The 25,462-nt window shown below is 60.7% G+C and carries 22 protein-coding genes; 18 read left to right on the top strand and 4 right to left on the bottom strand.

The window, feature by feature from the left end:
* Window positions 1-500: 500 nt before the first annotated feature.
* The 11 genes from BLR20_RS14340 to BLR20_RS14290 all read left to right on the top strand — a co-directional run bounded on the left by BLR20_RS14340 (window position 501) and on the right by BLR20_RS14290 (window position 14,784).
* A complete protein-coding gene (locus BLR20_RS14340; protein WP_010430860.1) occupies window positions 501-1,937 on the top strand; it encodes an undecaprenyl-phosphate glucose phosphotransferase in 1,437 nt (478 codons plus the stop codon).
* A complete protein-coding gene (locus BLR20_RS14335; protein ID WP_032611607.1) occupies window positions 1,937-3,394 on the top strand; it encodes a mannose-1-phosphate guanylyltransferase/mannose-6-phosphate isomerase in 1,458 nt (485 codons plus the stop codon). The genes BLR20_RS14340 and BLR20_RS14335 overlap by 1 nt, the downstream gene beginning before the upstream one ends.
* Window positions 3,395-3,526: 132 nt before the next feature.
* The gene (locus BLR20_RS14330; RefSeq protein ID WP_010430866.1) at window positions 3,527-4,306 is read left to right on the top strand and encodes a polysaccharide biosynthesis/export family protein; all 780 of its coding nucleotides are present in this window, start codon (window positions 3,527-3,529) and stop codon (window positions 4,304-4,306) included.
* A 17-nt stretch (window positions 4,307-4,323) separates the two neighbouring features.
* Window positions 4,324-6,315, top strand: a complete 1,992-nt coding sequence (locus BLR20_RS14325; protein ID WP_054994323.1) for a GumC family protein — start codon at window positions 4,324-4,326, stop codon at window positions 6,313-6,315.
* Entirely contained in the window at window positions 6,315-7,493 is a 1,179-nt protein-coding gene (locus tag BLR20_RS14320; protein WP_054994322.1) for a glycosyltransferase, read from the top strand. The genes BLR20_RS14325 and BLR20_RS14320 overlap by 1 nt, the downstream gene beginning before the upstream one ends.
* Window position 7,494: 1 nt before the next feature.
* Window positions 7,495-8,808, top strand: coding sequence for a cellulase family glycosylhydrolase (locus tag BLR20_RS14315; RefSeq protein WP_054994321.1), 1,314 nt, complete (start codon window positions 7,495-7,497; stop codon window positions 8,806-8,808).
* Window positions 8,809-8,811: 3 nt separating this feature from the next.
* Window positions 8,812-10,029 (top strand): glycosyltransferase family 4 protein, encoded by a 1,218-nt coding sequence (locus BLR20_RS14310; protein WP_032611613.1) that lies wholly within the window; start codon window positions 8,812-8,814, stop codon window positions 10,027-10,029.
* On the top strand, window positions 10,020-11,120 hold the full coding sequence (locus BLR20_RS14305) for a glycosyltransferase family 4 protein (RefSeq protein WP_010430881.1): 1,101 nt from the start codon (window positions 10,020-10,022) through the stop codon (window positions 11,118-11,120). Before BLR20_RS14310 ends, BLR20_RS14305 begins: the two co-directional genes overlap by 10 nt.
* Complete coding sequence (locus BLR20_RS14300) at window positions 11,120-12,535, top strand: O-antigen ligase family protein (RefSeq protein ID WP_054994320.1); 1,416 nt, start codon at window positions 11,120-11,122, stop codon at window positions 12,533-12,535. Before BLR20_RS14305 ends, BLR20_RS14300 begins: the two co-directional genes overlap by 1 nt.
* Window positions 12,532-13,353: an acyltransferase gene (locus BLR20_RS14295; RefSeq protein WP_054994319.1), complete on the top strand. Its 822-nt coding sequence runs from the start codon at window positions 12,532-12,534 to the stop codon at window positions 13,351-13,353. The genes BLR20_RS14300 and BLR20_RS14295 overlap by 4 nt, the downstream gene beginning before the upstream one ends.
* Before the next feature lie 15 nt (window positions 13,354-13,368).
* Complete coding sequence (locus tag BLR20_RS14290; protein WP_054994318.1) at window positions 13,369-14,784, top strand: lipid II flippase MurJ; 1,416 nt, start codon at window positions 13,369-13,371, stop codon at window positions 14,782-14,784.
* On the opposite strand, the gene BLR20_RS14285 is transcribed toward BLR20_RS14290, so the two are convergent.
* Window positions 14,718-15,671 carry a LysR family transcriptional regulator gene (locus BLR20_RS14285; protein ID WP_054994317.1) on the bottom strand — a complete coding sequence of 318 codons (954 nt, stop codon included), beginning with the start codon at window positions 15,669-15,671 and terminating at the stop codon, window positions 14,718-14,720. The genes BLR20_RS14290 and BLR20_RS14285 overlap by 67 nt on opposite strands.
* Before the next feature lie 129 nt (window positions 15,672-15,800).
* Between BLR20_RS14285 and BLR20_RS14280 the strand changes: the two genes are divergently transcribed.
* From BLR20_RS14280 to BLR20_RS14250, 6 genes are all read left to right on the top strand, one after another.
* Entirely contained in the window at window positions 15,801-16,961 is a 1,161-nt protein-coding gene (locus BLR20_RS14280) for a TDT family transporter (protein ID WP_054994316.1), read from the top strand.
* A 65-nt stretch (window positions 16,962-17,026) separates the two neighbouring features.
* Entirely contained in the window at window positions 17,027-17,959 is a 933-nt protein-coding gene (locus tag BLR20_RS14275) for a hypothetical protein (protein ID WP_054994315.1), read from the top strand.
* Between the two features lie 81 nt (window positions 17,960-18,040).
* Window positions 18,041-18,385, top strand: a complete 345-nt coding sequence (locus BLR20_RS14270) for a DUF7693 family protein (RefSeq protein WP_054994314.1) — start codon at window positions 18,041-18,043, stop codon at window positions 18,383-18,385.
* Between the two features lie 475 nt (window positions 18,386-18,860).
* Window positions 18,861-20,078, top strand: coding sequence for an aldose 1-epimerase family protein (locus tag BLR20_RS14260; protein WP_010438692.1), 1,218 nt, complete (start codon window positions 18,861-18,863; stop codon window positions 20,076-20,078).
* Between the two features lie 165 nt (window positions 20,079-20,243).
* Complete coding sequence (locus BLR20_RS14255; RefSeq protein ID WP_032611630.1) at window positions 20,244-20,921, top strand: type 1 glutamine amidotransferase domain-containing protein; 678 nt, start codon at window positions 20,244-20,246, stop codon at window positions 20,919-20,921.
* A 126-nt stretch (window positions 20,922-21,047) separates the two neighbouring features.
* Complete coding sequence (locus BLR20_RS14250) at window positions 21,048-21,197, top strand: hypothetical protein (RefSeq protein WP_002554136.1); 150 nt, start codon at window positions 21,048-21,050, stop codon at window positions 21,195-21,197.
* A gap of 7 nt (window positions 21,198-21,204) precedes the next feature.
* Here BLR20_RS14250 and BLR20_RS14245 read toward each other — a convergent pair whose 3' ends face one another.
* The 3 genes from BLR20_RS14245 to BLR20_RS14235 all read right to left on the bottom strand — a co-directional run bounded on the left by BLR20_RS14245 (window position 21,205) and on the right by BLR20_RS14235 (window position 24,639).
* Window positions 21,205-22,140, bottom strand: coding sequence for a LysR family transcriptional regulator (locus BLR20_RS14245; protein ID WP_032611696.1), 936 nt, complete (start codon window positions 22,138-22,140; stop codon window positions 21,205-21,207).
* Between the two features lie 77 nt (window positions 22,141-22,217).
* Window positions 22,218-23,435, bottom strand: coding sequence for a cyanate transporter (locus BLR20_RS14240; protein WP_032611632.1), 1,218 nt, complete (start codon window positions 23,433-23,435; stop codon window positions 22,218-22,220).
* Between the two features lie 112 nt (window positions 23,436-23,547).
* On the bottom strand, window positions 23,548-24,639 hold the full coding sequence (locus tag BLR20_RS14235; RefSeq protein WP_032611634.1) for an MBL fold metallo-hydrolase: 1,092 nt from the start codon (window positions 24,637-24,639) through the stop codon (window positions 23,548-23,550).
* Window positions 24,640-24,833: 194 nt separating this feature from the next.
* On the opposite strand from BLR20_RS14235, the gene BLR20_RS14230 reads away from it, so the two are divergent.
* Window positions 24,834-25,448, top strand: coding sequence for a TetR/AcrR family transcriptional regulator (locus BLR20_RS14230; RefSeq protein ID WP_010438684.1), 615 nt, complete (start codon window positions 24,834-24,836; stop codon window positions 25,446-25,448).
* The last annotated feature ends 14 nt before the right edge of the window (window positions 25,449-25,462 follow it).

The following is a 25,462-nucleotide window of genomic DNA, read 5'->3' as shown; positions in this document are numbered from 1 at the left end:
ACGAATTGAAGCCTGCGAGCAACGCTCTTTGTGTAATCGGCGTCCGCACACATTTCGCACGACGCATGACTGTGACCCCGGTCAGCCGGAAAAAGCCCATCTGTTGCGGAAATTTTTTTCACCCTGGCAACAGCTCATTCGCCCCCGCCGGTACTGGGGAGAAGCACGCAACGGGCTGTACGGATCAATGCCTGCGCCAGGACTGAAGCACTTTTGTGCTGTCGCTATTCGTTTCATGAGCTTTACTGACAGCACCACCCTCACTTGAGGGAAATTTCCTTCACAAATGATTGAAAAGGCTTAAATAAAATCCGGTAAGGGACGACACATATAAAGTGATATTCACAAAAGACGGTCCGGATTCCTCATCAGCACGACGTGTAACTGGCTACGCTTGGATACAGCCCACATAGAAACACCTCAAGGGTGTTGCAGGCAGACAATAGAAAGACGTCCAGGATCAGAAGAATTCAGGCGCATACAGGGAGTAAGGGATTTCTATGAGGTTGCAGCCCGTCGACAGTCTTTCGCTGACCCGCACCAGCCTGGTCGAATATTTTCTTTTCGGCATCCGCCTGGCTCACGGCATCGCCTGCATTCTGCCGGGCTTCGTGATCATGCTGCTGGTCAACAACGGCGGCGCGGAAACACAACAGGGTTACCTGACCATGCTGCTGTTTTTCGGCTTCGTCGGGGTGCTGGTGTTTCAGGCCATGGGCGTCTATTCCGAAGCGCTGTTCAGCAACGATCTGCGCATGGGCGCGATGGCGCTGGCCTGGACCGCTGCCTTCGGCCTGCTGCTGTTCATGCAGCAGGCGATGGGCCTGTTCGGCTACCTCCCACCCGAAGAACTGCTGATCTGGTACCTGACCAGCCTTGCGCTGTTCGGCATTGTCCGCCTGCTGCTGCTGATGCTGTTCAAACGTCAGATGCGCAAGGGCGTCTTCCTGCAGCACGCCGTGATTCTCGGCGCAACGGAGAATGGTCAGCGTCTGGCCGAATACCTGCTTGAGCATCAGGACATTCGTTCAGGTGTGACCGGCTTTATCGACGACCGTATCGGCCGCATGCCCAAGACCGTGGCCAACCTGCCGCTGCTGGGCAATACCAGCGATCTGGAACGGCTGATCCGCGAAGAGAAAGTGACTCAGGTGCTGGTCGCCCTGCCCTGGACGGCAGAAAACCGCATGGACTACATCATCCGCGAATTGCGCAGGCTGCCGGTCAATGTGTTGCTGGTGCCGGACATGATCGCCTTCCGGCACACCCACAACCGCATCACCGAAGTCGCCCGGCTGCCGATGTTCAACGCCTCGGATCTGCCGCTCAATGGCTGGTCGCCGTTTATCAAACGTGCTGAAGACATCGTGCTGTCATCGCTGGCATTGCTCGCACTGTCACCCTTGATGCTGCTGGTCGCGCTGGCGATCAAGCTCGACTCGCCAGGCCCGGTGTTTTTCCGTCAGAAGCGCTACGGGTACAACAATCGTTTGATCGAAGTATTCAAGTTCCGCTCCATGCATCAGCACCAGGCCGATGCCACCGCCGAACGGCAGACCACCCGCGGCGACGCCAGAATCACACGAGTCGGTCGCTTCATTCGCAAAACCAGCCTGGATGAACTGCCACAGCTGTTCAACGTGGTGGCGGGCAGCATGTCGATGGTCGGGCCGCGCCCGCATGCCACGGCAACCAAGGCTGCCGGGATTCTGTTCGAGCAGGCGGTGAAGGAGTACACCTCACGGCATCGCGTCAAACCAGGCATTACCGGGCTGGCGCAGATCAACGGCTATCGGGGTGAAACCGACACCGTTGAAAAAATCGAAAAACGCGTCGAGTTCGACCTTGAGTACATAGAAAACTGGTCCGTCTGGTTCGACCTCTACATCCTTATGCGCACTGTGCCTGCAGTGCTATTCACCCGTGAGGCTTACTGATGAGCACTCTCATTCCCTGCATTATTGCCGGCGGCTCCGGCACTCGCCTGTGGCCGGTTTCGCGTGAAGCCATGCCCAAGCCGTTCATGCGCCTGCCGGACGGTCAGAGCCTGTTGCAGAAGACCTTTCTGCGTGCGGTCGGTCTGCCCGGCGTCGAGCGTCTGCTGACGGTTACCAACCGGGAAGTGTACTTCCGCACGGTGGACGACTACCGCCAGTTGAACAAAGGCAATGCCCGCCTGGATTTCATCCTCGAACCCTTCGGCCGTAATACGGCCGCTGCCGTCGCCGCTGCGGCACTGCATGTCAGCCAGCTGTATGGCGACGATGCGCAACTGCTGGTGTTGCCGGCCGATCACCTGATTACCGACATGGCGGAATTCTCCAGAGCAGTGAGCGCCGCACAGAAGCTGGCCGCAGAAGGCTGGCTGGTGACGTTCGGCATCCTGCCGACCGCGCCGGAAACCGGTTTCGGCTACATCGAGAAAGGCCCCGCGCTCACTGCCGAAGCCTGTCAGGTCGCCCGCTTTGTCGAAAAACCCGACGCGATCACCGCCCAGGGCTATCTGGACAGTGGCCAGCATTTCTGGAATGCCGGCATGTTCTGCATGCGCGCCGACGCCGTGCTGCGCGAGTTGCGCACCCATGCGCCGGACGTCCTCAGCGCCGTCAGCGCGTGCCTGGAGTCGAGCCCGCGCAAGGAAGGCAACCGTGAGCTGCAAGTCGAACTGGACAGTGAGTCGTTTGCCCTGACACCGGATATTTCCATCGACTACGCGCTAATGGAACGCTCCGACAAAGTCGCCGTGGTGCCCTGCCAGATTGGCTGGAGTGATATCGGCTCGTGGCAGGCAGTGCGTGAACTGTCCCCCGGCGATGCTCAAGGCAACTACTGCAATGGCGAAACCGTGCTGCACGACGTCAGCAACTGCTACATCGACTCGCCCAAGCGTCTGGTGGGCGCTATCGGCCTCGACAACCTGATCATCATCGACACCCCTGACGCCTTGCTGATCGCCGACGGTCGTCGCAGTCAGGACGTCAAGATCATCGCTCAGGAGCTCAAGCGCCAAGGCCATGATGCCTACCGCCTGCACCGCACGGTCACCCGTCCCTGGGGCACCTACACCGTCCTCGAAGAGGGCAAGCGTTTCAAGATCAAGCGCATCGTGGTTCGCCCGCAGGCGTCCCTGTCGCTGCAGATGCACCATCACCGCAGCGAACACTGGATCGTGGTCAGCGGCATGGCCCGCGTCACTAACGGCGAACGTGAATTCATGCTGGATACCAACGAGTCGACCTTCATCAAACCGGGCCACACGCACCGTCTGGTCAACCCCGGTGTCATCGATCTGGTGATGATCGAGGTCCAGAGCGGCGAGTACCTGGGCGAAGACGACATTGTGCGTTTTACCGATATTTATGGACGTGCACCCGACAAGGCCGCGAAGAACTGATCGGCGCAGCAATAAGCGCCGCTTGATTCAAGCGGCACGCAATCGACAGCACCCGGAACAGGCACGACCCGCCAACATGAATTTATTACCCGCGAGGGAGCTGTATTTGTGCATGACAGGAGTTCAGGAACAATGAAAAGCATGATGCTGATTGCCAGCTTATTGCTGTTGAGTGCGTGCAATACCCCTTCCAGAGTGGGCCTGCCCGATGACCGTGCGCAAATCGAGGCTGGCCAGGCTGCGGGCCGCGCGCTGGCTGGCAAACCGCTGCCGCCGGAGCGAATCCGCCCCGGCGACACGCTGCGCATCGTACGTAACAGTGGCGAAGCGCCGTCGATTTCGGCGTTCACCGCCAACTCCATCTATGAACTGACCCTGTTTCAGGTGCTCAACGACGGCACCTTTTCCTACCCTTACATCGGCACCGTCAAAGCCGCGGGCCTGACCCTCCAGCAGCTGAACGACCTGCTGGAAAGCAAACTGCAGAACGTCTACCGCGAGACCGCGCTGACCATCAACATTTCCCAGTCACCGGGCAATACGGTGTTCGTCGGCGGCGCGGTGCGCAACTCGGTCACCCTGCCGGTCAACGTCGCCACCAACCTCGACCAGGCCATTGTCGGCGCGGGCGGCGTGGCGCTCGATGCCGATGCCGGCCAGGTCGCGCTTCTGCGTCAGGAAGAAAACGGTCTCTACAAGACCTACTTCTTCGATTACAGCAAGTTCCTCTGGGCAGGCGGCGCCGGTGGCCCTACCGCGCCGGTCCTGTTGAAACGCGGCGATATCGTGTTCGTTCCCAAGTCATCGGTCGGCAACAAGGTTGACGGCGTGTCCCTGTATTTCAACCAGTTGATCCCCTTCGCGAAGTCGATCGGCCTGGGCCTGAATTACGAGCTGCGCAACAACAATTAATTGTCAGGGAAACAGACATGATCAACATCCGCTCATTCCGCGACTTGCTGCGCCTGCTTTTCATCTTCCAGCGCGAAGTCAGGATTACCGTGCTGGCGACGTTCGTCATCATTCTTCTGGGTGCGTTTCTGCTCCCCAACCGCTATGAATCCACCGCCCTGCTGCTGGTCAAGCCCGGCCGCGACAGCAGCACTGTGCCTATCGAGCTGTCCGATCGTCAGGCCATCGTGATTCCGAGCGGCCTGCGCGATCCGCTGCTCGACGAGGAGCGCATGCTCAGCGGGCGACCGATCATGCGTGCCGTGTCCGAGAAGTACCTCGCCGAGCTGTCCACGGTGCCTCCCGAAACCGGCGCCCTGGCCTCGGTGAAGAACGGTATCAAGACTGTCGTCGGTGCGCTCGTCAACGGCGTGCGCAGCGTTCTGCAATTTATCGGACTGGTGGAGCACCGCTCCCAGGCCGAGCGTCTGGCCGAGGATCTGGAGAAAAACTTCAAGGTCAGCCATGAGCCTGGCTCATCGGTGATGGAGCTGAGGTTTACCTGGAACGACCCGGAAGTCGCGCAGACGGTGCTCAAGACCTGGATCACCGAGTACCAGACACAGCGCACCAAGACGCTGGGGCGGGTCAGCCTGTACGCATTCTACGAAGGGGAAGTGAAGACCACCGGTGCGAACATCATCGAGTACAAGAAGCAGATCCAGAACTACCTGAACCAATTGAGCGCAGTGAGCATCGCCCAGCGCCTGGCGGACACCTCGCAGGCGCTCAACGACCTGCGCACCGAGCGCAACAACACCACCCGTTCGATTGCCTCGACCAAGGCAGGTCTGGACCTGCTGAAAAAACAACTGGCAGAGCAGCCCAAGACCGTCTCGGCAGGCCGCGAACTGGCCCTTAACCCCAATCGCCAGGACCTGCAGAACCGCATCAACGGCAAGGAAGTGGAGCGTCAGGAAATGCTCCGCTCGTTCAAGGACGAGGCGCCGCCGATTCGTGCGATCAATGAGGAAGTCAGTAACCTCAAAAAGCTGCTCAAGGAACAGGAGGCAACCGTACAGCGTTCCGAAAGCATCACGCCCAACCCGATCTACAACCGCATGCAGAACGTGTACGCCGACCAGCAGACCAGCTACGCACGCCTGCAAACCCAGTTCATCCAACAGAACGAGCAAATCGCGCAACTGGAACGCGACCGCCAGCAGGCACTGAATCTGGAGCCGGAACTTTCACGCCTGCAGAACGAGCTGGATGCGGCAGAGAAAAGCTATGCGCTGTACAAAAACAGCCTGGAAAAATCGCGTATCGACCGTGAACTGGACAACAGTCAGATCAGCAATATCGCGACCATTGAAGAAGCGACCTTCAACCCCAGCCGGGTGTTTCCGAAAAGCCTGCTGATGCTGTTTCTGGCGTTCCCGTTGAGCGTCGTGGTCGGTGCTGTGGCGCTGTACTTCTTCTACCTGCTGGACCAGCGCATTCACGACGGCGACAAGATCGAGAGCAGCTTCGGTGTTCCGGTCTGGACCAGCCTCCCCGACCTGGAACGTGCCCAGGAACGCAGTGCAGCCCTCACCTCGAATCTGCATCGGGTATACGGCATTCTGCCGCTGGACCAGGTGGAAGAGCGCGGCTTGACCATTGGTTTTACCTCGGTCAAGTACGGCGCCGGCGTGTCGTTCGTGATCGCGCGGTTGAGCGCGCTGCTGATCGAACAGGGCCATCGGGTACGCACCGAAGGCCGCAGTCCGGCCATTGCGGGCGAAATTGTGCTGATCAACGCTTCGGCACTTTCGGCGAATCAGGACGCCTTCGTGCTGTTGCGCAAGGCTGACCTGATCGTGCTGGTGGTTCGCGCTCAGGACACCACCGTGCCGATGCTGGAAGACACGCTGACCAACCTCAACACCGCATTCAAGAAAGTCGACGGCATCATCATCAACCGTCGTCGCTTCGAAGTGCCTGAAAAGGTCCTGAGTTTTCTCAAGCGGATCGGGAGCCGAGGCTGATGCGAATAGCTTTGCTTGCGCCGCTGCCACCCGAGCAGAATGGCATCGCTGATTACGCCGGACATCTGCGGCATGCGCTCGAGGGCCTGGGTGTGCAGGTCAGTACACCACTGCAGGGGGTCGGTAACGATCCCCGCGCCGCAGAACAGCGAGTGGCTGAAACCGACTGGAGCGGCATCGATCTGGTCCACGCCGAACTGGGCGGCGGGAGACTGGCGGAGTTTCAAGCCCTGCGCGCACTGCGTCGGCGTTTCCCCAAGCTACCGTTGACCGCGACGGTGCACGATCCCGAGCGGCTGGTCTGGCGGCGCGAGAAACTGCCCTGGCCATTGTCGATCGTCAGCGGTATGCGCTCGCCGCTGCCGGAAGTCGCCACGGTATTGGTCGACCCACTGTGCCTGCATGAAGAACGGCAACTGGCGCGGCACATGACCCGGCTGGTGACCCTGACCCAGGCGGGTAGCCAGAGCCTGCGCCAGCGCATGGGCCTGACAACGGCGCAGATGGCCGTCATCAATCACGGCAACCTCGACATCGCCCCCGCGCCGTTGCCGCCCTTGAAGCCTTTGCGTTTGCTGTATTTCGGTTTCATTTATCGCGGCAAGGGTATCGAGGACCTGCTGGATGCGCTGTCCAGCGTATTCACTGCCCAGCCTGCGCTGCGCTCGACCGTGCGCTTGACCCTGGCCGGTGGCAGCGAGCCGGAAATGGCCTTCGGCCCATCCGGCAGTTATCTGGAGCAACTGCGACTGCGTATCCGCCAACTGGGCCTTGTCGATCTGATCGACTGGCAACTGGACCTGCCTGCCGAACAGATTCCGCAGGTTATCCAGGCCCACCACGTCATGGTTCTGCCCTATCGCGAGTCGAGCAAACTGAAGATTCTCGGCAAGCTACGCGGCACCAGCGGCGCGCTGTCGTGGGCGGTGGCCTGTGGCAGAGGCGTGATCACCTCGGACGCACGCTCGTTTGCCGAAGAAGTCTCGCATGGCAACGGCACGATCTACCCGCAAGGCGATGTCGACGGGCTGGCGCAAGCGCTAATGCGCGCCTGCGCAACACCGGAGCTGGTCAGGCAATGGGCCGAGAACGCCGCGCAGATGGGCAGGGCCAGAGTCTGGAGCCACACCGCAGAACATTTTCGGGATGTATTCCGCCAGGCCTGCCAGGAGAAGTGACATGCAGCGTCCATCCAGATTCGGGCAACTCGTCACCACCGTACTGCTCGGCGCAGCGCTGAGCTGCGCCGCGCAGGCGGCAACGGTCCTCAAGGCTCCCCGCGAAGTCGTCTGGGCGGACTTTCTGGGCGTCAACGTACAGTTCCAGTATTTTGCCCCGGACATCTATCAACAGCAGATGAGCCGTCTGGACGAACTGGGCCTGAACTGGGTGCGACTGACCATTCACTGGCCGTTGATCGAGCCGCAAAAGGATCGCTACGCCCTGACCGAGCTGGACGCCGCCATGGCCGCGATCAAGGCGCACAATTACAACACCCTGGCGTATCTGGTCGGGTCAGCGCCTTTCGCCAGCAGCGCACCGGCCGATGCAAAGGGCCGCGATCAATATCCGCCGACGGATTTCAACGTGTTTGCCGCACGCATGACCGCCCTGGCCCAGCGCTATCCGCAGGTCAACAACTGGCAGGTCTGGAACGAGCCGAACATCGTCTGGCTGCCCAAAGAGGACCCGGCTGCCTATGGCCGTTTGCTGACCACCACTGCCAATGCGATTCGTGCGGTCCTGCCGAGCAAGACGATCGTCACCGCAGGCATGGCTTATTACAGTCAGATGCACAGCACCTCCGGCTACATGCTGCAGACCCTGCTCGATAACGGCCTGGGCCAGCAGAATATCGTCGCGGCCTATCACCCCTACTCCGAATACCCGGAAGGCGACTCCATACCGGACCGCGATTTTCTGGTGCGCGCCAATGCGATGAATCAGTTGTTGCACAGCAATGGCGTCAAGCAGGTGTGGGCCACCGAATGGGGCTGGTCGAGCTATGCAGGGCCGGTGGAGATGCAGCACCTGATCGGCACCTCCGGCCAGGCTGACTACACCCTGCGGCGTCTGGCGCTGATGAGCGCCATGGATTTCCAGCGCATCTTCCTGTTCAACCTCAGCGATCTGGACGAGCGTGCCTCGGCCCGCGATCAGGGCTATGGGCTGCTTGACCTGCAAGCCAGCCCCAAGCCGGCCTACACCGCGTTGCAGAACTTTCTGAAAATCACCGGCCCGCGCCTGCAACCCGCCGAGCCACCAGCCGTGAGCAGCGTACCGGACGACCTTTATGCCGTTCCGTGGACGCGCGCAGATGGCTCGCATTTACTGATGTTCTGGAGCGCAGCGGGCACGTCATTGAATTTCCCGACTATCACCGATGCTGTGGTCCACGACCCATTGACCGGTAGCAGCACCCCGCTGACCGGCAGCCGTGGCATCACCCTACTGTTGAAGCCGACTCTGCAAATTCTGGAATGGAAGCCCTGAGCCATGCGAATCCTGTGGACGCTACCCTACCTGCCCTGGCCCACCACCAGTGGCGGCAAGACCCGCGAATACCATTTGCTGCGCAACCTGGCAGCGCGTGGTCATCGCATCACGCTGCTGGTGCAGTCCAAGAACCCGCTGGACGACGACGCACGCGCGGCGCTGGAGCCCTGGCTGGAGCGCCTGATCGTGATCGATCGCCGCCCGCTGCTCAGCCTGCGTACGGTGCTGGCTGTGGCGTTCGCAGCGCCACCGATGCTGGCCAGCGTGAACGGCTACGCGCCGCACCTGGAAAAGGTCTTCGAGCAGTTGCTGGAGGAGGACTGGGACATTATTCAGTTGCAGCACACCTATGCCTTTCAGCCCTTCGAGCGCGCGCTCAAGCGTTCCGGCAAACCCTTCGTATTGACCGAACACAATGTCGAATCGGACCTGGGTGCCGCCAGCTACGACCGTCTGCCGCGCTGGGCCAATGCTTTCGCGGTCTATGACCGCTGGCGCTACCGGCGCTGGGAAACCCGCGTGTTTCGTCAGACCGGCGAGTTGATCGCCGTCACCGAGGACGATGCCAAGGCGCTTTCGCGCCTGAGCGGCAGGGCCACGTCCTATGTGGTCAACAGTGTCGACTGCGATCACTACGCCAGCGTCCATGCGGACCGTCACAGCCATCGCCTGCTGTTCATCGGCAATTATGAATACGGCCCCAATGTCGACGCCATCGAATGGGCGCTGGACGAGATCATGCCGAAGGTCTGGGCTCAGGCACCCCATGTACGTTTTGCCATCGGCGGCTTCGGTATGCCCTCGGCCTGGCGCGAGCGCTGGCCTGACCCGCGTATCGAATGGCTGGGTTTTGTTCCTGACCTGCGTGCATTGCAGGCCACTGCCTCGATATTCTTCGCGCCCCTGCGCCAGGGTGGCGGCTCCAAGCTCAAGACGCTGGAAGCCATGGCCGCCGGCCTGCCGGTAGTGACCACCGCACAGGGGGTTTCCGGTCTGGCGGTGAAGCATGGCGAACATTACCTGGGCAGCGAGGATGCCTCAGGCCTGGCAACACTGATCGCTGAATACACTGACAAACCACTGCAGCTCGAGCAGATTGGCGAAGCCGGCCGGGTTTATGTTCGCGCCCGGCACGACTGGTCCGTTTCGGCCGCTCAGTTGGAAGTGATCTACACCCGCTTTTCGTTCTCCAAGCAAGGATTGCGCTCATGCGTATAGGACTCGACTACCGCGCGGCAGCCGGTTACCCCACCAGCGGCATCGGTCGCCAGAACCTGGCACTGGAACAGGCGTTTCGTGAACATCCGGACGTGCAATTGCAGCTGTTCGGCGTGGCCCCCTACGATCACCCGGTGCGCCGCCTGATACATACCCCACGCTGGGCCGCCCCTCTGAATTCGGTGCAGCGACTGCCGGATCGCCTGCGCTTCGAAGGCCGGTTCCTGCCTGTTGCCCTGCGCGACGCCGGTATTCAGATCTACGTGGCCAATATCAACATGGGCCTGCCGCTGGGACGCAAACCGGCCGGTATGCGCTACGTATTGCAACTGCACGACTTGTTTCAGCTCACGCAGCACAACAGTCACGGTTCGCAACTGAAAGCCAGGATCTACCGGATGACCGACTACCTGTCGATTGCCTGGTCGCTGAAGGTTGCCGACCAGATCTGGGTGCCTTCGCAATTCACTGCCAACGAAGCAGCGCGTCTGTTCCCCAGAATCAAGGCCAAGCTGCGCGTCATACCGCTGCTGGTAGAAGCCTTCAAGGGTGAGCCGGCCGACATTGTTCACCTGCGACTGCCGCTGCGTTACTGGCTGTGCGTGGGCACCCGCGAACCGCGCAAGAACATCAAGTGGTTCGTGGATGCCTGGCAGACCGCGCGCATGCAATTCGTCGATACTCCGGAGCTGGTACTGGTCGGTGGCGATGATCCGCTGACCGAGGCCCAGCGCCAGTTACCGGGTCTGCATGTGCTCAGCGGCCTGAGCGACGCCGAACTGCATGCACTCTACAAGAATGCCGAACGGCTCTGGCAACCCTCCAGAAGCGAAGGTTTCGGGTTGCCGGTGATTGAGGCACTGAATACCGGCACACCGGTTGCGGTGGCCACGGGCTCCTCGCTGGACGAAGTCGCTCCGCCCGACAGCCCGCGCTTTTCGCCGGTCGACAGCGGCAATCTGATCAGGTTGATGGGCACCCTGTCGCAGGCCCCCGAAGAGGATCCTGCGATTGCCAGGGACTGGACGCAGCGCTACCAGTTGAAAGCCTTTTGCGAGCGCGTGCACGCGGCGCTGGAGGAATTGCGCTGATGCCACTGGCCTTGCCCCTGGGGCTGCTGTTCAGCCTGCTGTTCGGCGTGATGATCTGGATGCTGCCCGCGCCCTTCGTGGTGGCGGCAGCAATCGGTATCGTGGCGGTTGCCACGATCATGCGTCGGCCGGTGCGCGGGCTGCTGCTGTTCTGCCTGCTAGGAACCTTCCTGCCCTACTCGACGGTTCAGATCGGCATTCGCACCACGGTGTCCGAAGCGCTGATCATGCTGACCTGGGCAAGCTATCTGCTGCACGCAGTCTTTCAGGAACGCCATCGGCTGCCCAGCATGCTGCGCCCCGAACGGCTGCTGGTGGCGCTGATGCTGTTCAGTGCGTTTCCGTTTCTGGTCGGCCAGTTGACCGTCGTCGCCGAGGGTAACGGCCCGATCAACTGGATACGCTGGCTGTTCAACCTGTCGATCCTGTTTCTGGTGCCACGCTTGCTGACCAGCCTCAAGACGCTGGAAGACGCGATCATTGCGCTGCTCGGCGGGACGCTGCTGATGCTGATGCTGTCGATCGGGGTCTACGTCACCAAAGGCTCGGCCACTGCAATCATTCCTATCCTCGGCAGCCTGGGCTACAGCGGTGCCGACATCCTGAACGAGAGCCTGCGTTCGCTCGCCAGTCGCATGGGCTCACCGTGGATGCATCCCAACGTGGCGGGGGGTGCGCTGGCGATGCTGCTGCCGCTGGCCTTCTGCTTTGGCATGACGCGCAGCGGCGCGGCTCGCAAGCTGGGCCTCACGGTGGCTGCACTGGGCGCAGTCGGCCTGTTGCTGACCGGCTCACGCGGCGCGCTGTTGAGCCTCATTGCGATGATGCTGCTGATGGCCCGGCGACGCATTCCGCACCTGGGACGGCTGCTGATGGGTGGCATGGTGGCCGGCATTCTTCTGCTGATGTTCTATCCGCCTCTGCAAGACCGGCTGATGGGGCTGTTCAGCGACGACGACGCCAGTACCGCGATTCGCTTTCTGGAATACAGCCATTTCCCCGACGCAGTTGCCACGTTCCCGTTCGGCATCGGTTTCAAGACCGACCCACCGGTATTGGGCTACACCGAGTTCGGCATTTCCAACCTGTGGCTGAACTACATCTACAAGATCGGCGTACCCGGCATGCTGCTGTTCATCGCCATCACCCTCAGTTGGTGGAAAGAAGTGCGCCCCGCGAGCGGCCGGGTCGTACTGACTCGCGATAACGCCATCGCGCTGGGCTGCACCACCGGTGTGCTGGCGGCGCTGTTCAGCGGTCTGTTCGACCATTACTTCAGTTTCACCAATGTGCTGGTTGCAGTGTTCTGGCTCTTGCTCGGCATCAGCCTGCAGGAAACCCGACGCCTGCGCGCCAGGCCCGACACCCCATCCAGATACCTTGACGCCTCACCCGAGCCGGGAGCCTCCTCATGAAACACCGCATGATGCATTCTCATAATCTCAGAGAGGCACTGCCCGATTACGCGCGCAAGATGGCGGTGCCGCTCGAAGAGCTGGAAGCCGCCTACCAGTGGATGCTGGACAACGAAGTGTGCTTTGAAACGCGTATCAAGGAACGCACCCTGTCGTTCATCTGCTACCTCAATATCGAGCCGAGAATCGAACACCCGCTGGCGCGACGCTTTTACAAGCTGCTGGCCATCGAGACCAAAGGCCCCCTTATCCCACTGTACGGAATCAACTGGCCGACCCTGCGCGACCGCATGTTGCGGACCTGGGAGCAGGCTTACAACATCCTGATCTGCAAGGTCCCCAGTCATACCCTGCGCCTGCTGTGGTTGCGCATCGGCGGCGCGAAGATCGGCAAGGGGTCGACGGTCTGGCGCAATACCGAAGTACTGGGCGTCGACAGCCTGCGCATCGGCAATGACAGCACGGTGGGCTGGCACTGCCAGCTGGACGCGCGGGGCGGACTGGTGATCGGCGATCACGTCACCATCGCTTCGCATGTGCTGATCATCGCCGGCGGACATGATCTCAACGAACCCGAATTCTGGGCAGTAGGCGGACCGGTGTTGATCGGCGACTACGCCTGGATCTGCAGCCGGGCGCTGCTTTCGTTCGGCGCCGACATCGGCGAAGGCGCAGTCGTGGGCGGTAACAGCGTGGTCTCCAAACCGGTTCCGCCGTACGCCATCGTCAGTGGCCCGAACGCGGAGATCAAGGGCGAGCGCGCCCGTGGCCTCAATTACAAGGTGGGCGGCAAAGGCCTGTTCACCTTGTTTCACTGATCAGAAGCGCAGGCGATGCTGGGTTCGACACTCTGGCTGACACTGGCCACCCTCACCGGGCTGGCTGCCGGATTTGCCCGCGAATGGCTGTTGGTGGCGGCCTGGGGTGCCGGAGGCCAGAGCGACGCGTTTCTGGTTTCGATGTTCCTGCCCGAGGCGCTGCGCATGTCACTTGCGGCAGGCTTGCTCAGCGCTGCCGCCCTGCCCCTTTATCAGCAGCGTAGCGTTGAACGGCAACAGCGCTGGCTGGGAGGCATGGCACCGCGTCTGTTACTGACTGGCGTGGCAGTGAGCGTCGTTCTGCTGCTGGGCGCCGGAGGGCTGGTGCGGCTGATCGGTCCGGGGCTGGACGCCGATGGCTACGCGCAGGCTGCCAGCGGCCTGCGCTGGCTGGCATGGTGCGCACCGGGCTTCATGCTGCATGCGCTGTTTTGCGTACCGCTGCAGGCTCGCTCGCGCTTCGTGCTGGCCGGGCTCGGCTCGCTGCTGTTCAACCTGCCGCCGGTCATCTACCTCGCCACGTTCAGCCATGCCTCGACGTCGACCGGGCTGGCCAGCGCATGCGTACTGGGTAGCGTGCTGATGCCGAGTGTGTTGTTGCCAGCCCTGTATCGTTCGGGCTGGCGGCCCTGGCAGTGGCACGCGGAAGCTGGCGCAATACGTGAGCTGTTGCAGCGCATCGGCCCGCTGCTGAGCAGCAACCTGGCCAGCCAAGGGCTTGCCCTGCTGGAGCGCATGGTGGCTTCGCTGCTCGGCGAGGGCGCGGTGACCTGGGTGAACCTGGCGCGCAAGCTGATCAACCTGCCGCTGATTGCCTTGATGAGCCTGAATCAGGTGTTGCTCGGTCTGATGAGCGGCAGTGCTGGCGATCAGCGCCTGTTGCTGCTGAAACGCGGGCTGGGCAGCGCGACATTGCTGACCTTGCCGGCGGTAGCCGGGCTGATCGGCGCGGCCGGGGCGCTGTTGACACTGTTGCTGCCTGATCAGACCCAGGGCGGGCCGCTACCGGGGCTGCTGGCCTGGTTTGCCGTACCGCTGATGTTCGGTGCCTGGAATGCCTTGCTGGCGCGCTATGCCTATGCTGCCGGTGACACGCGCCTGCCGCTCAACTGCGAGCTGATCGGCAGTCTGTGCAATGCGCTGCTGCTCGGCCTGTTGCCTTTTACAGTCGGCCTGACCGGCATTGCCCTCGCCGCGCTGGGCGGCGCGCTGGTCACCGGCGTGCTGCTGATGCGCCGCCAGGCATTGCTGAATGTCTTGCCGTGGCGCAGCCACTGGTTGCTGGCCGGCCTGCTGATGGCTATCGCCGCCCTGCTGCTGCATCCATTGCACGACACCTGGCTGCAATTGGCCCTGAGCTGTGTCTATGGCGCGCTACTGCTGGTCGGGCTGGCACTGTGGCTCAAACCGTGGCGCAACGTGTACGCCTGATCGGCGGCCTGGCGGCAGGCTTCCCTGAAGCGCTCCAGGCTCGGCGAGATGAACTTGTCGCGGTGCCTAATCATGAAGAACCGACGATTGAGCGGCGGCAACGGACTGGCAAGCGTGCGCAACTGCCCGCTCGCCAGCAGGTCGGCGACCACACGACGGGACAGGCAACTGATACCAATGCCTTGAGCGAGAGTGCGCATGATCGCTTCCGAACTGCCTACCTGGCGCATGTCCTGCAGGTCATGCAAATGTCTGAGCAGCAAGTGTTCGACTTCTTCACGCGTCCCGGAACCCTGCTCCCGCAGCAGCCACTCGGCGCTCTGCAGTTCGCCCAGCGACACGTGTTCCTGCCCGGCCAGCGGATGGGCGCAGCCGGCGACGATGACCATTTCATCCACCAGCCACGGCTCGGCGATCAGCTCCGGCAGATGACAAGGTGCCTCGATGAGGCCCATGTCGATTTCAAACTGCGCGACCTTGCGAGCAATCAGCGCGCTGTTGCCGATGTCCACATCGATTCGCAGGTGCGGCGTCGAGCCGCGCAGTGCCCCGACGATCTGCGGCACCACGTGGTTGCCGATGGTGCTACTGCTGCCGATGCGCAGGCGAGCGTTCAGCGCCGCGTCGGGCAACAGAAAGCTGTCTTCGATCTGCTGGGCGTTTTCCAGCATTTTCATGGCACGGGGCAGCAGTGTCTGCCCGCTGTCATTGAGAACCAGCCGCTTGCCCACCCGGTCGAACAAACGCGTACCCAGCGCGCTTTCCAGCTCGTTCAATGCCGCGCTGGTCGCTGACTGGGACAGCGCCAGAGCGCTGCCTGCGCTGGTGGTGCTGCCACAGCGGGTGATCGCGCAAAAAATCTGTAATTGCCGCAGGTTGATTCTCAAGGCGTTCTTCTCTCACGGAACAAACCTACCTGAAAAACAGGTAACGATGAGAGAGATTACCCGTTTAGAAGATTGACTGTCGATCCGTAGACTGATGGCACGTCCCGAAACCATCAGCAGGAGACTGTCATGAGCAGGCTCGCAATCCTCATCAAGGGCAACGCCCCTTTCGCAGCACTGACCAGCCCGCTGGAGGCGATCCGACAATTCACTCCCAACTGGTTCGCGGTCACCATGGGTACCGGGATTCTGTCGCTGGCGCTGGCTCAACTGCCGGGTGGCCCTGCTTCGCTGCGCGCGGTGGGCGAAGCGTTGTGGTTCCTGAACATCGCCCTGTTCACGCTGTTCAGCGTGATGTACGCCAGCCGCTGGTTGCTGTTTTTCGATGAAGCACGGCAGGTCTTCGGGCACTCCACCGTGTCGATGTTCTTCGGCACCATCCCCATGGGCCTGGCAACCATCATCAATGGCCTGCTGGTGTTCGGACCGGCGCGCTGGGGCAGCGCCATTGTGCCGGTTGCCGAAGCCTTGTGGTGGCTGGACGTGGCAATGGCCCTGGCCTGCGGCGTGCTGATTCCTTTCATGATGTTCACCCGTCAGGAACACAGCATCGAGAAGATGACCGCTGTCTGGCTGTTACCGGTGGTGGCAGCAGAAGTCGCCGCAGCCTGCGGGGGATCGTTGACGACGCATCTTGCGGCCGCTGACTCGCAGTTCACGGTGCTGATCACCAGCTACGTACTGTGGGCCTATTCGGTGCCCGTGGCGTTGAGCATTCTGGTGATTCTGCTGTTGCGCCTGGCGTTGCACAAACTGCCCCATGAAAGCATGGCGGCATCCAGCTGGCTGGCACTCGGTCCCATCGGTACGGGCGCACTGGGCATGCTGGTGATGGGCAGCGACGCCCCGGCCATCTTCGCCGCCCACGGCCTCGCATCCATCGGCACGGTGGCAGCAGGCATCGGTGTGCTGGTCGGTACGCTGTTCTGGGGGCTGGGTCTGTGGTGGATGGCGCTGGCCGTGCTGATTACGGTGCGCTACGTGAAACAGGGCATCGGCTTCAATCTGGGCTGGTGGGCGTTCACCTTCCCGCTCGGAGTGTATGCGCTGGCGACGCTCAAGCTCGGCGCTACCCTGCATCTGGGCTTGTTTGATGTGTTTGGCACGTGGCTCGTCGCGCTGCTGGCGCTGATGTGGTCGGTCGTGTCGGTACGGACGCTGGCCGGTGCCTATCGGGGTCATCTGTTCGTCTCGCCTTGCATCGCCGCACAAGGGGGTGTCCGCCGGTAAGTTTCCTTGAACTTACCTCTGTTACGAGGCGCCTGAGAGGAATATCTTCATGACAGAGAGCCTTCATGCCCAACTCAGTCTTTTCCGCGAGCACCTTTTCCGGCAACCACGCCGCTCGCGATGAAAACATCGTTATCAACTCCTACACCACCGTGCTGCGCAAGACGGGTGTTCCCCATGAACTGTTTGCGACTTACTGGCGCGACGTTCATGGCCCGCTGTGCGCCAGGCTTGAAGGCCTGGGCTGGTATGTTCAGCATCACCTGACGCGCGAAAAGGACGGCCACCTGTGGCCAGTCATCGAAGGCGTTACGGCATTGCCGGGCTATGTGCTGGATGGTGGCGTCGAGATCGGTTTTCTGTCCGCCGAAGCGCAGAAACAATTCAAGGATGCCAGTGCCCTGCTGTTCTCCGACGAGCAGAACATGTTCGAGGAAACCATCGCCTACGACGTTCCGGATGGCTCCAGCACCCTGGTGGATCGTCTGCCCGACCCGATCCCCAACGAAACCGCCGCGCAGGACAAGATGCATCTGCACTTTCATCTCGCCAGCGATGACCTGCCTGCGGCCCGCAAAGCCATTGAGCAACTCGCCCATGACATGGCCAGTTCCGATGCCGTGCTGAAACTGCGCCTGCACCTTGCACAACCCTACGATAACGCCAAGCCTGCACCACCGGCGCCGGATGTTAATCACGAGGTCGAAGAGTCGCGCCTGAATATCGTCATGATGGAGTTGGTGTTCGAATCGGCCTGGACGCGCAGAACCTATTACGCCAGCGAGCACTTCAAGACGATCACCCAAGGCCTCAGCAAGCATGTTCGCTACATCACACCGTTTGGTGTCAGCGGTGTCTACACCTACGTGCGCGATGCGCTGATGACCACTGCCGGCGTGCGTGGCAGCAGGCAGGCCCAGTTGATCCGTCAGTTGGGTGCGATCAACCAGACCCGGCCCGAGATCGAAAGCCTGTTTGGCGCGCCTTCAACGTTTTGAAGCGCCTGCCTCGCATGTCTGCTCTAACCGGCATGATTCGGAATCCTGCCTTACTCAGCAAAATGGAATTGAGGGACGCCTGTGAAAGCGCTGACGACTCGTGAGGTGTATCAACAACTGCGCGATGCTGCAATGGGTACGCGGTCGCTGAAGCTAATCGGCACGCCGTCCGGTTCCGGGCTGCAGCAGGTCGAGATCGAGGGCTGGCTGCTGACTCTGGAAATAACCGAAGGCACCCCGACCCGCTGTCGCGCATGTCGCTGCCCGCAGGGTCGGGAAGGCTCGTTCGAAAGCTGGCTGCGCACCGATCCGGTGAGCTTGCTCAGTGGCTGGGAGCATGCGCAGATCGAGCAGTTGCTGGGTGAGGCGATGGCCTGGCAGCCCGCTCTCGATCAGGTTAGAGGGCAGTCGTCGGGCTCTCAATGATCGTGGCTTTAACGTGCCTGGTTATGCTGGGCCGAGGCACCTCTCGTTCCTCACGCTCCACGTGGGAATGCGGCTAGCCTGGCGTCCTGCCAGGCTACCCCGGATCAGCGCCAGGATTCAGCCGTCACTAACGTCGCACTCTGCGTCGTCAGTGCCATCGCGCTTGAAAAGCACTGCGTCGGCAGCGGCTGCGTACACGGCATGACATTGACTATCGTTCCAACGCTCCGCGTGGGAATGCAGTTCGTGACGCTCCGCGTCACACAGCGGTTCTATGCCGGGAGGTGGATTGAGGTTCGACGAGTCATTTTGATGAGGCCAAAGTAACCTCGCAGTCTGTGCCGTCAGTGCCATTGCGACTGAAAAACGCTTTGCCTGGACTCAGCCCATTGCTGAATCGTTTAACTCGGCGTTAAATGGCTACTCAGACGATACGCAACGCCATAATTCCAATAATTACAGAAGGACCACCACCATGAAATCCCTTCCCCTGCTCGTGGGCCTCAGCGCCCTCACAGCCGCTTCCAGTGTGTTTGCCTGGGATTACGTGCTGCTCGACACCGACAAGGCTGCGCAGAATCAGCAGATCACCAGCCAGCAACTGGGCGTCAAGACCGACAAGCCGTTCACTATCACAATGCGTACGCTGCACGGCGGTCGTCAGGAAGGCGTGAGCATCATCGATATCGACAACGGCACGATGAAGCTGTCAGTCGTCCCGACCCGCGGCATGAACGTGCTGCAGGCATCAGTCGGCGATGTGCGCATGGGCTGGGATTCGCCGGTCAAGGACGTGGTCAATCCGGCCTTCATCGAGCTCAATGGACGCGGCGGACTGGGCTGGCTGGAAGGTTTCAACGAGTTGGTGACTCGCTGCGGCTATGAGTGGGTGGGCCATCCGGGCATGGATAACGGCGAACTGCTGACCCTGCACGGCCGTGCCGCCAACATTCCGGCGAGCAAGGTGACACTGCAGATCGACGAAAAACCGCCTTACGCGATTCGCCTCAAGGGTGAATTGAAGGAGCAGGCGTTCAAGAAGGTCGACTTCTCGGTGCAGACCGAACTGGTCACCGAGCCAGGCAGCACGAGCTTTTCGCTCAACGATACGCTGACCAACAATGGCGACTATCCGAAAGAATACCAGGCGCTGTACCACAGCAACTTCAGCACGCCGTTCCTCGAGCAAGGGGCGCGTTTCGAAGCACCGGTCAAACAGGTTTCGCCATTCAATGAAAAAGCCAAGGGTGACCTGGGCGACTGGCAGACCTACCGCGCACCGACGCCGGATTACGACGAGACGGTCTACAACATCGTGCCCTACGGTGATGCCAAGGGTGACACGCTGACCGTGCTGCACAACAAGGCTGGCAGCCTGGGTGTGTCGGTCGGTTTCAATACCAAGCAGTTGCCGGTGTTCTCGCTGTGGAAAAACACCGACACCAAAGGCCAGGGCTACGTCACCGGCTTGGAACCGGGGACCAGCTTCTCCTATAACCGTCGCTTCCAGCGCCCACTGAATCTGGTGCCAACCATTGCCCCAAAAGAGCAACGTCAGTTCCAGATCAGCTACAGCCTGCTGGCTGACAAGGGCGCGGTCGACAAAGCCCTTGGGCAGGTCAAGCACATTCAGGACGGTCGCGAGACCGAAGTGCGCAAAGAGCCGCTGGTGGATCTGACCAAAGAGCAATGATCCTCATGTGACGTCTCTTCAACACAGCGATGAAACAGGGCCGGATGTCGACGCAAGTCATTGTGTCGACATCCGGCCCTGCTCGTTCAGGTCGTAAAAATTCTCACAACACTTGAGGCTTTCGCCTGTCTACACCCTCTCAACCCTTCAAAGACGAGCATGCACATGAAAATCCTGATGGTTTTGACATCCCATGACCAACTGGGCGACACCGGCAAGAAAACCGGTTTCTGGCTAGAAGAGTTCGTCGCGCCGTATTACGCGTTCAAAGAGGCCGGTGCCGACGTTACGTTGGTTTCTCCGAAAGGCGGTCAACCACCGCTGGATCCGAAAAGCGATGAGCCAGACGCTCAGACCGAAGACACCAAGCGTTTCTCCAAAGATGCTGAAGCTCAGAAAGCGCTCGCCAGCACAGGCCGCCTGGCTGACGTCAATGCTGCCGATTTCGATGCTGTGTTCTACCCGGGCGGTCACGGCCCACTGTGGGACCTGGCTGAAGACAAGAACTCCATCGCTCTGATCGAGGCTTTTGCCAAGGCAGACAAGCCACACGGGATGGTCTGTCATGCACCTGGCGTATTGCGTCACGTAAAAGCGCCGGACGGCCGGCCGCTGGTCAAAGGTCGCCGCGTCACAGGCTTCACCAACAGTGAAGAAGAAGCGGTCGGCCTGACCAATGTCGTGCCTTTTCTGGTCGAAGACACGCTCAAGCAACTGGGCGGTGACTATTCCAAAGTTGAGGACTGGGGCGTTTACGTGCTGACCGACGGCAAACTGGTGACTGGCCAGAACCCGGCCAGCTCTGCGCAGGCGGCCAAAGACCTGATCACTCTGCTGAACTGATCGGTTTGCGCGGTTCGGCGTTCGACGCTATCAGCATCGGGCAAAGGACCGCGCGTCATTTAAATCGAATCTTGCCCACGCCACACTGACCAATAACCACACACCCCAACAAGAAGGAGTACGGTCATGGCCGATGAATCCAAACGCGAAGACCTCGATCACAAGCCGGAAAACGCCGGCAAAGTGGGCGAGAAGAACAAACAGCTCAATCAGCAGGGTGAACAGGCTCGACCTGCGACCTCACCCGACCCGCAGAAAGACAAGTCAGGCAACTGACACCGCGTCAGAGCAGGCCGCGTTCGGCACACACCTTCACGACTTGTTCACGCAGCCAGCCACTGGCTTCGTCTCGATCCGCCTGGGCGCTCCACAGCATGTCCAGACTGAAGCCTGGCAGGTCAGGCGGCAGTTCGAAAACTGAAATCCACAGTTCATTACCCAGCAGCGTCTGAATGCGCCGTGGCAGCACCAGCATGAAATCGGTGCCTTCCAGCAATTGCAAGGCCGCCCGGTAGCTGTTGGCCCGCGCGACGATGTTGCGCTCCAGCCCCTGCCGCTGCAGCCAGCCATCCACCATGTTGGTGTCGGACGTCCACGGCGTCGGATAGACATGACGATGCTGGATGAAGGTTTCAAGGTCGATCAGGGCGCTGAGCGGCGCAAACCGGGAGTCCATGACGCAAACCAGATCATCCTCCATCAATACCTGCGAAATCAGACTGTCCGGGACTCGGTGAAACCCAGGCCCGAAGCACAGGGCAAGGTCGAACAGACCATCGTTCAATTGCTCGGCAGGCAACTGCTTCTCCAGCTTCTGCACATTGACCGTCACCGAGAAACCGGCGGCAACAAAGTCACGCATCAAATGCGGCAATACCAGCAGCTCGAAATACTCAGGGGCGCAGACTGTGAAGGTGGTCTGTGCACGAGTCGGGTCGAACAGGTCGAGGCCGTTATGGCACAGATTGACCGAGCGGAGAATCTGCTGCACATGGTCGTGCATGGCCAGCGCCTTGCGGGTCGGCCGCATGCCATTGCGGGTGCAGATGAACAGATCGTCTTCGAAGTTCGCACGCAGCTTTTTCAGGCAATAACTGACCGTCGACTGGCTGACATGCAACGCTTCCGCGACCAGGGTCAGATTGCGCTGCTCGTACACCGAGACAAAGACCATCAGGTCCTGCATGTCCAGCTTTCTCAGGGCATTACTGTTAAGCATCAGGGTATCTCGCTGGCGCTGTGACCAGGCGGTCAGGTCAACGCGCACAAGATAGCATCAAAATGCGATCATGCCGCCTACCTGCCAGTGATTACAGGTTCGCCGAGTGCGTTGCGCAGATGATCAGCATAACGTCGGGGGTCGAGTCGCACCACCATCAACAGCATGATCGCGACCAACGTCATCAGTGACCACCACGCCCCTTCAAAGCTGCCCGTCAGGTCACGAATCACTCCCGCAAGCAGCGGCGACAGGCTGGCAATCAGATAACCCACACCTTGCACGAATGCCGTCAGGCTGCCCGCCTGCTGTGGATCATCGAAATGATCCATGGATACGATCAGGCTCATCGGAAAAAGACCGCCGATCCCCAACCCCAGCAGGCATGCCCACAGCAGGCCCAGCTGTTGCGGCATCAGAATCAGCCCGACAAAGCCAATCATCATCAACATCAGCAGCACAACCAGCGCCATGCGCTTATCGCGACTGCGGTTGGCCAACGCCGGAGCCAGCAGACCCGATACGACCTCCATCAGCGTCAGAAAGCCCAGCAGCAGCCCTGCACTCTGCTCACTCCAGCCATTCTCCAGATAATACGGCGCCAGCCAAGCCAGCACGCAGGTATAGGACGCCGTGCCAAGGCCGAAGAAAATCCCCAGCATCCAGGCCCGAGGCGTGTGGAAGAAGGTCTGCCGCAGACCTGCAGCGGCTGACGCGTCAGGCCGCAATACGTGCCGCTGGGCAAACCAGAAGCACAATGCCAGAAGAGCCAATAGCGACCAGACCGCCAGGCCGAAGCGCCAACTGCCGCTGCTGCCCATCAGCAGAGGGCTGAATGAAGCGGCCAGCGCGGCGCCGCCCATGATTGCGGTCACATACAAGCCCATGCACAAGGAAACGTCGGACTTGAAGCGCGATTTGATCAACGCGGGCATCAGCGCCTGAATCAAGGCAATACCGAGACCCGCCAGCACAGCGCTGAGAATCAGTTCCGCAGCAGAATCGAGAAACAGACGCGCCAGAGTTGCCAGACCGATAAGCGCCAGTGAAAGCATGATGCTGCGATACGAACCCAGGTAACGAGCGATGCCCATGCCGAAAAACATTGCCAGTCCCATGGTCATGACCGGCAGCATGGTCAGCAATGACGCCGTCCCGAAACCCAGCGGAATGTCCAGACGAATCGCCACCAGCAACGGACCGACCGCGGCCATCGACGGACGCAGGTTCAACGCCACCAGCAGGACACTGATCATCAACCCAATATTCTGAACCACCGAGCTACGTATCTGCATACCGTCACCACTGCTATCGAGGTCACGATTAGGCCGGGCGCATGCTCAGGGGACAAATCAAAATCTGGGCCTTGCCATTTAAAAATCAGTTCACCGTTACCACAGGTGGTTTTCAGGCGTTCTGCCGACGGCATCTGCAGGATTCTGCGCCATCTGCCGGCTCGGTTTCGGACTCAGCCACCTCATCCACGCCCAACCACCAGGTCAGACCGCGACACGGGTATTGCACATAGAACGGCTGGCCCATCATCGGCGTGGTGATCGAGACATTCTGCTCCCAGGCCAGAGCCAGAATGCGATCGAACGGCTCGTGCCAGGCATGCATTGACAGGTCGAAGGTGCCATTGTGGATCGGCAGCAACCAGCGACCGCGCAGGTCCAGGTGCGCCTGCAGCGTCTGCTCGGGCTGCATGTGCACATCGGGCCACTCGACGTTGTAGGCGCCGGTTTCCATCAGGGTCAGGTCAAACGGCCCGTATTGCTCGCCGATGGTCTTGAAGCCATCGAAGTAACCGCTGTCGCCACTGAAGAAGATCCGCTGATCGCCATCGATCATCACCCAGGACGCCCACAGGGTTCGGTTGCTGTCGAGCAGCGTGCGCCCCGAGAAATGCTGCGAGGGCGTGGCGACGAACTCGATGCCCGCGACTTCGGTGGACTGCCACCAGTCCAGCTGACGCACCTTGTGCGCAGGCACGCCCCATTCGATCAACGTATCGCCCACGCCCAGTGGCGCCAGAAAGTGCTCGGTCTTGTCGGCCAGCGCCTTGATGGCCATGCGATCCAGGTGATCGTAATGGTTGTGTGAAAGAATCACCGCCTTGATCGGCGGCAACTCTTCGAGGCTGATCGGCGGCTGATGAAAGCGCTGCGGGCCCGCCCACTGCACGGGCGAGGCACGCTCGGCAAACACCGGGTCGGTCAGCCAGAACTGGTCACGCAGTTTGAGCAGCACGGTCGAATGCCCCAGGCGATACACCGTGTTGTTCGGTGCAGCCAGCAATTGCTGACGCGACAGCGGCTGGACCGGAATTTCCCCTGCCGGGCGTGTGTCCTTGGGCTTGTGGAATACCTGATCCCAGAAAATAGCGAGCGTGCGCCACAGACTCGACGGCTTCATCGTCGCGTGATTGCGATATCGCCCTTCGTGACGGGACAAGACAGGCAGTGAAGATGCGTCCTTTTTCTGATGTGTCGAGGCCATGGTTCGCTGACTCCTGGGGGCAGGTTGAGGCTCCAGCTGTGCATACTTCGTACGTGATCCTGTTGCAGGATGCCCGAGGGAAAATATGTAACAGTGTTTTACACTACACGGTGTAGTTTTAAGCTTGCATGATCCTTGGCGACAAGTAAACTGCTGAGTGTAATTTTCTCTAAACGCACGTTTGAAGCGAACCTATGACCGAACCCATGCGCCTCACCGATCAGAAACGCGAATCCATCGTCCAGGCGGCAATTGCCGAATTTGGCGATCGTGGCTTCGAGATCACCAGCATGGACCGGATCGCCGCGCGGGCCGAGGTTTCCAAGCGTACGGTCTATAACCACTTCCCCAGCAAGGAAGAACTGTTCGCCGAGATGCTGCAACGCCTCTGGAGCTGCGCCCCGCCGCAGGCCGAAGTGGTTTTCCGCCCGCAGATCGGCCTGCGCGAACAGTTGCGGGAACTGCTGTGGGGCAAGATGCGCAACCTGACCAACAGTCACTTTCTCGACCTGGCCCGCGTGGTGGTAGGCGCGACCATTCACTCGCCCGAGCGGGCACAGGTGTGGATGGCGCGTATCAATGAACGAGAAGAAACCTTCAGTGCCTGGATTCGCGCCGCGCAGAAGGACGGCCGCCTGAAACCGGTCGACCCGGCCTTTGCCGCGACGCAAATGCACGCATTGCTCAAGTCGTTCGCGTTCTGGCCGCAGGTAACGTTCAGTGCTGCAATGCTTACCCCCGAGGAGCAGCACAATGTGGTCGAATCGACGCTGGACATGTTTCTCGGCTGGTACGAAATAACCCGCTGACGCTGAAGCAGTCG

Origin of the sequence: Pseudomonas congelans, assembly GCF_900103225.1 — a bacterium.
Lineage (GTDB): Bacteria > Pseudomonadota > Gammaproteobacteria > Pseudomonadales > Pseudomonadaceae > Aquipseudomonas > Aquipseudomonas congelans.
This window is presented reverse-complemented; position numbering and strand designations above follow the sequence as displayed.

Coding starts and splice junctions, on each gene's coding strand:
- BLR20_RS14250 (WP_002554136.1), top strand. CDS start 21,048: ATGGCCGATGAATCCAAACGCGAAGACCTCGATCACAAGCCGGAAAAC.
- BLR20_RS14275 (WP_054994315.1), top strand. CDS start 17,027: ATGCCCAACTCAGTCTTTTCCGCGAGCACCTTTTCCGGCAACCACGCC.
- BLR20_RS14260 (WP_010438692.1), top strand. CDS start 18,861: ATGAAATCCCTTCCCCTGCTCGTGGGCCTCAGCGCCCTCACAGCCGCT.
- BLR20_RS14230 (WP_010438684.1), top strand. CDS start 24,834: ATGACCGAACCCATGCGCCTCACCGATCAGAAACGCGAATCCATCGTC.
- BLR20_RS14315 (WP_054994321.1), top strand. CDS start 7,495: ATGCAGCGTCCATCCAGATTCGGGCAACTCGTCACCACCGTACTGCTC.
- BLR20_RS14335 (WP_032611607.1), top strand. CDS start 1,937: ATGAGCACTCTCATTCCCTGCATTATTGCCGGCGGCTCCGGCACTCGC.
- BLR20_RS14235 (WP_032611634.1), bottom strand. CDS start 24,639: ATGGCCTCGACACATCAGAAAAAGGACGCATCTTCACTGCCTGTCTTG.
- BLR20_RS14290 (WP_054994318.1), top strand. CDS start 13,369: ATGCTGGGTTCGACACTCTGGCTGACACTGGCCACCCTCACCGGGCTG.
- BLR20_RS14245 (WP_032611696.1), bottom strand. CDS start 22,140: ATGCTTAACAGTAATGCCCTGAGAAAGCTGGACATGCAGGACCTGATG.
- BLR20_RS14280 (WP_054994316.1), top strand. CDS start 15,801: ATGAGCAGGCTCGCAATCCTCATCAAGGGCAACGCCCCTTTCGCAGCA.
- BLR20_RS14310 (WP_032611613.1), top strand. CDS start 8,812: ATGCGAATCCTGTGGACGCTACCCTACCTGCCCTGGCCCACCACCAGT.
- BLR20_RS14255 (WP_032611630.1), top strand. CDS start 20,244: ATGAAAATCCTGATGGTTTTGACATCCCATGACCAACTGGGCGACACC.
- BLR20_RS14340 (WP_010430860.1), top strand. CDS start 501: ATGAGGTTGCAGCCCGTCGACAGTCTTTCGCTGACCCGCACCAGCCTG.
- BLR20_RS14305 (WP_010430881.1), top strand. CDS start 10,020: ATGCGTATAGGACTCGACTACCGCGCGGCAGCCGGTTACCCCACCAGC.
- BLR20_RS14300 (WP_054994320.1), top strand. CDS start 11,120: ATGCCACTGGCCTTGCCCCTGGGGCTGCTGTTCAGCCTGCTGTTCGGC.
- BLR20_RS14320 (WP_054994322.1), top strand. CDS start 6,315: ATGCGAATAGCTTTGCTTGCGCCGCTGCCACCCGAGCAGAATGGCATC.
- BLR20_RS14240 (WP_032611632.1), bottom strand. CDS start 23,435: ATGCAGATACGTAGCTCGGTGGTTCAGAATATTGGGTTGATGATCAGT.
- BLR20_RS14295 (WP_054994319.1), top strand. CDS start 12,532: ATGAAACACCGCATGATGCATTCTCATAATCTCAGAGAGGCACTGCCC.
- BLR20_RS14330 (WP_010430866.1), top strand. CDS start 3,527: ATGAAAAGCATGATGCTGATTGCCAGCTTATTGCTGTTGAGTGCGTGC.
- BLR20_RS14325 (WP_054994323.1), top strand. CDS start 4,324: ATGATCAACATCCGCTCATTCCGCGACTTGCTGCGCCTGCTTTTCATC.